Origin of the sequence: Brevundimonas sp. (assembly GCF_044239655.1) — a bacterium.
Classification (GTDB): Bacteria; Pseudomonadota; Alphaproteobacteria; order Caulobacterales; family Caulobacteraceae; genus Brevundimonas.
In genome coordinates this window covers 1-4808 of the sequence record NZ_JBIIAY010000168.1, presented here as the reverse complement: position 1 = coordinate 4808, position 4808 = coordinate 1, and the positions used below count along the sequence as shown (strand labels likewise).

Annotated in this window: 5 protein-coding genes; all 5 read right to left on the bottom strand. The window is 67.1% G+C overall.

The window, feature by feature from the left end:
• Nucleotides 1-44: 44 nt before the first annotated feature.
• Nucleotides 45-1079 (bottom strand): aldo/keto reductase, encoded by a 1035-nt coding sequence (locus ACILQR_RS15560; protein ID WP_395652294.1) that lies wholly within the window; start codon nucleotides 1077-1079, stop codon nucleotides 45-47.
• Complete coding sequence (locus ACILQR_RS15555) at nucleotides 1076-1846, bottom strand: IclR family transcriptional regulator (protein ID WP_395652293.1); 771 nt, start codon at nucleotides 1844-1846, stop codon at nucleotides 1076-1078. Before ACILQR_RS15555 ends, ACILQR_RS15560 begins: the two co-directional genes overlap by 4 nt.
• Nucleotides 1843-2664 (bottom strand): amidohydrolase family protein, encoded by an 822-nt coding sequence (locus ACILQR_RS15550; RefSeq protein WP_395652292.1) that lies wholly within the window; start codon nucleotides 2662-2664, stop codon nucleotides 1843-1845. Before ACILQR_RS15550 ends, ACILQR_RS15555 begins: the two co-directional genes overlap by 4 nt.
• Nucleotides 2658-3674: a zinc-binding alcohol dehydrogenase family protein gene (locus ACILQR_RS15545; RefSeq protein WP_395652291.1), complete on the bottom strand. Its 1017-nt coding sequence runs from the start codon at nucleotides 3672-3674 to the stop codon at nucleotides 2658-2660. The genes ACILQR_RS15550 and ACILQR_RS15545 overlap by 7 nt, the downstream gene beginning before the upstream one ends.
• The coding region (gene fucP / locus ACILQR_RS15540; RefSeq protein ID WP_395652290.1) for an L-fucose:H+ symporter permease at nucleotides 3671-4808 on the bottom strand (1138 nt) is incomplete at its 5' end. The genes ACILQR_RS15545 and fucP, both read right to left, overlap by 4 nt.

The window sequence follows — 4808 nt, the reverse complement described above, 5'->3', positions numbered from 1 at the left end:
CGCCAAGACAAGGACATTGTCGTCAGGATGCAGAAGGATCGGAGTCACGGATGCGGCCTCTCGTCCGGCGTCGGCGCGTCGGGATGCAGGAGGCCGGCCATCCGCAAGTCGCGCCACAGGGCGGCAGGAAGGATAGTGTCGCGCCATCGCACGGCGTCATCGACCTGGCCGGGGTCCGCCAATCCCGGGATGACGCTCGCGACCTGCGCGTGGGCCATCGGAAACTGGAGGGCGGCGGCCGGGAGCGGCACCCCATGGTCGTCGCAGACGGATTGAAGGGCGGCCACTCGGGTACAGATCTCCTGCGACGCTGGCGCATAATTGTAGTGGAGCGGCCGCGACGCATCGGGGCGTTCGACCAGGGCGCCGGAGTTGAACGGGCCGCCCACGATGACCCTCACGCCCCGCCGCGCGCACAGAGGCAGGAAGCTGTCGAGCGCTGTCTGTTCGAGCAGGGTGTAGCGACCGGCCAACAGGACGACGTCGAGATCAACGTGATCGAGGACCGCCACGGCCGCCTGCCATTCGTTGACGCCCAGACCAATCGCGCCAATCCGCCCCTCGGATTTCAGAACGGTCAAGGCGCGATATCCGCCCTCGACGAACTCCTTCAATCGGTAGGGGTGTTCGTCACCGTGGGTCTCGCGACCCAGGTCATGCGCCATCAACAGATCGATCCGATCTCGGTTGAGACGCTCCAGGCTGGCCTCGAACGAGGCCATCACCCCACCATAGCTGTAGTCGAAATGCGGTTCGAACGGCTCGGCGTCGACAAAGCCATGGCGCTCTCCGCGCGAAAGGGCCTCGGAGACAGGAACCAGACGACGGCCGACCTTGGTGGAGATCCGGGCCGTCGCCGGCAAAACGGCCCCGAGCCGACGTTCGCTCAGGCCGAAGCCGTAGTGCGGGGCCGTGTCGAAATAATCCACCCCGGCGGCGAGCGCCGCCTCGACCGCCCGCGCCGCGACCCCTTCCTCGACTGCGGCGTAGAGGTTGCCGATCGCGGCCGCCCCGAAACCGAGCACGGGCAGATCGAGCGTGAGTTCCGGGCGCGCCAGAGGCGCAGGATGCAGGGTCACCGAACACCTCCGCCGAGCTCTGCGGAAATCTCGGCGGCCGTGGCCTGGATCGCCGCGATCGTGGCCATAACAGGGATCGCGGTGGGAGATCCGACATAGGGCGACGTGAGAGCCGCGGCGACGCCATCGGCGTCATAGATCGGCGCCGAAAGGTCGAAGATGTGCGGCACCACCGCGCTGTTGGCGCGCACATGTCCGGCATCGCGCGCCTGGGCCGCCCGGGACTGGAAATCGGCCCAGGCCGCATCGGACACGCCCCGCCGCAGCCGCGTCTCCCAGTCCCGCCTGACCCAGTCGGGCTGGAAGGCGAACAGCACTAGGCCCGACGTCGAGGCGATGATCGGCCGGCTGTAGCCGACCCTCACCGAGAAGCCCTGGTTTCCAGGCGCTTCGATCCGGGTCACCACCACCATCCGTTCGCCGCTCGCCACGGCGAGGTGGCACGACTGGCTGACGGTCTGGGACAGTCTGCGCATGGCGGGTAAGGCGGCCTCGTGGAGGCTCTTGGCCGGCGGCCGGGTCATCCCCAGAGCAAACAGCCTGTTGGTCAGGACCAAGCCGTCGCCGGAAGGGGCGGGTCCGACATAGCCTCGGTGCTGCAGCACCTGCAGCATGCGAAACAGCTCGCTCGTCGAGCGTCCGAGCGCGACTGAGATCTGGCCGACCGTCATGGGCTCGCCGCGCTCAGCCAGCAGCTCGAGAATATCGAGACCCTTTTCGAGAGCCGGGGCCCGATAGGTCGGTACAGAAGGATCGGAAGAGGTCATGAGGGCAAGTCTAGCCCATAGAAGGCGACCGCGTTCGCGCCGAACACGCTTCGATCGTCTGTTCCAACCAACCGGCGCGCCATGGTCAACCAGCTGTTGTAGGGCGACACCAGTTCGACGACCGGCCAATCGCTGCCCCAGACGATCCGATCCGGCCCGAACAGGTCGAACAGACGACCGACATAGGGCGCGATCGCTTCCGCGCCCTGCCCCGGCCCGCATTCCGTCAGCAGGCCCGAGAGTTTGCACTGGACATGCGGCAGGGCCGCCAGCGGCGCTATCCGATCCGCCCAGCCCTGCAGATCGCCTCGGCCGATGTCCGGCTTGGCGCCGTGGTCGAGGATCAATGGAATATCCGGCCGCCCTTGGGCGAATCTCAGCAGTCCCGGCAGGTGGCGGGGTCGGACCAGGGCGTCTAGGCGAAGGCCATGGCGCGCCATGGCGTCGACGGCCGGGCTGAGGGCTGGCCGGCAGATCCAGTCGTCCTCGAGCGCCTGAAGCATCGGGCGCAATCCCTTGATCTTAGGGTTCGTCGCCAGGGTCGCGATCCGGTCAGGCGCGCCCTTAGCCTCCAGATCGACCCATCCCACCACACCGAGGATGCGCGGCTCGTCTCGGGCGAGATCCAGGAGCCAGTCCGTGTCACGATCGTCGGGCTGGGACTGGACCGCCACCACCCCCGTCAAGCCGACAGGTTCGCCCAGGGCCCACAGATCTCTGGGCTCGAAATTGCGATACAGTCGACCGAGATCGGCCTCCGGCCACACCTGGCCATGTTGCCCGATCCGCCAGAAATGCTGGTGGGCGTCGATCAGCATGTCACGATCGCCTTGATCACGCCCGCAGCGGGGTCCATCCAGCTCTCAAGCACATCGGGCAGATCGGAGAGCGCAGCCGCATGGGTGTTCAGGGCCCCGATCGGCACATCACCGCGGCGCATGGCCGCCACAACAGTCTCGAAATCCTCGAGCGTGGCGTTGCGGCTGCCCATTAAAGTCATCTCGCGGCGATGGAACTCCGGGTCGTTGAACCGGATATCGGCGTTGACGATCGAGATCAGCACATAGACTCCACCGTGGGCGACATGGGCGAACCCCGCCTCCATGGCGCCCGGGTTGCCGGTGGCGTCGAACACCACGTCATAGAAGTCGCCGCCCGTCAGCCCGGACAGCTCGGCGGCAGCGCCATCGCCTGCGACCACGACGTGAGCCACCTTCAGCCGATCGCGCGCCACCTCAAGGCGATCCCGCCGGGAATCCATGACGGTCACGATCCCGCCCTCCAGGCCGGCGAACAGGGCGGCGGCAATGCCGATCGGACCCGCGCCGACCACGAGCACCGACTGGTCGGGCCGCACCGCGGCCCGACGGACGGCGTGGGCGCCGATGGCGAGAAACTCGATCATCGCCGCCGCGTCGAGGCTGATGCCTTCCGCCTTGCGGACGAAGGGCGCGGGCACGCAGAGATACTCCGCCATGGCTCCGTCACGATGGACGCCCAGCACCTGGATCGCCATGCAGCAGTTGGACTTGCCCTTGCGACAGGCCGCGCAGACGCCGCACGACAGATAGGGCATCACATAGACGGGATCGCCCGGGACGAGTTCGGACCCCGATGGCGCCTTCACGACCTCGCCGGCCAGCTCGTGGCCCATCACACGAGGATAGCTCAGATAGGGCTGGGTCCCACGAAAGATGTGCATGTCGGTGCCACAGACCCCGACACGGCGGACCCTGAGGAGAACCTCGTTTGGTCCCGGTTCTGGAACAGGGCGTCGTTCGAGCACCAGCCGCCCCGGCTCCGAACAGATCACGACGTCCATGCTCATCGCGCGCCCTCCGGCGCACCGGTCGCGCCCGACCGGGCTGTCATCGCAAACGCCAGGACGATGGCGAAACAGACGCCGGGAACGACCATGGCCAAGCGAATGCCGCCGAGGTCCGACAGACCGCCCATAATCGCGGTGAGCACCGCACCTCCGACGATGCTCATAACCAGAAACGAGGACCCCGTCTTGGTCAGCGGGCCGAGGCCCTTAAGGGAGGTGGCGAAGATGGTCGGGAACATGATCGACATAAAGGCGCTGGTCGCGGCGAGCGCTGTCAATCCCGCTACCCCGCCAACGCCGACGGCGATCCCGACGAGCGCGACATTGATCGCCGCGAACATGGCCATCAGGACATTCGGACGCACCCGGCTCATCAGGGCCGTGCCTGAGAACCGCCCGACCATGAAGCCGACGAGCGACCAGAATAGCCAGCTCGCGGCGTCCTTCTCCCCCAGGCCCGGCAACTGAGCCTGGGCGTAGCGGATCATGAAGCTCCAGACGCCCACCTGAGCCCCCACATAGAAGAACTGGGCGGCGACGCCGAACAGGAAGCGAGGTCTGGCGAACAGGCCGGCGATCGCCTGGCGGGCCGACAGCTCGAAGTCGCTGTGGTCGGGAGCGGGTCGGTCCGCCGCCTTGGGAAAGCGCGTGAAGAGGACCAGCGCGACCCAGACGAAAACGACGGCGGCGATGATCAGATAGGGGATCTGCGTCGACTGGGCTTCCGTCGACTGGAAGGCGGCCAGTTGCGCGGGGGTCATCGCCGCGAACTCGGCGGCCGAAGGCTCGACCCCGGACAGGATGAACTGGCGGCCCACGACGACGGCCGTCAGGGCGCCGAGGGGGTTGAAGGCCTGGGCGAGGTTCAACCTCTGCTCGGCCCCGGCCGGATCGCCCAATACGGTGATCAGGGGATTGGCCGAGGTCTCCAGAAACGCCAGGCCCGAGGCAATGATGAACAGGGCGGCCAGGAACAGCGGATAGGCCCGAACCTCGGCGGCCGGATAGAAGAGAAGGGCGCCGCCGCCGAAGAGCAGCAGTCCGGTCACGACCGCGGCCTTGTAGCCGTAGCGTCGCATGACCAGACCCGCGGGCAGCGCCAGGAAGAAATAGCCGAGATAGAAGGCTGACTGG

Excerpts from the sequence above, each read along its gene's own strand:
- ACILQR_RS15555 (WP_395652293.1), bottom strand. The coding sequence starts at position 1,846 with ATGACCTCTTCCGATCCTTCTGTACCGACCTATCGGGCCCCGGCTCTC.
- ACILQR_RS15550 (WP_395652292.1), bottom strand. The coding sequence starts at position 2,664 with ATGCTGATCGACGCCCACCAGCATTTCTGGCGGATCGGGCAACATGGC.
- ACILQR_RS15545 (WP_395652291.1), bottom strand. The coding sequence starts at position 3,674 with ATGAGCATGGACGTCGTGATCTGTTCGGAGCCGGGGCGGCTGGTGCTC.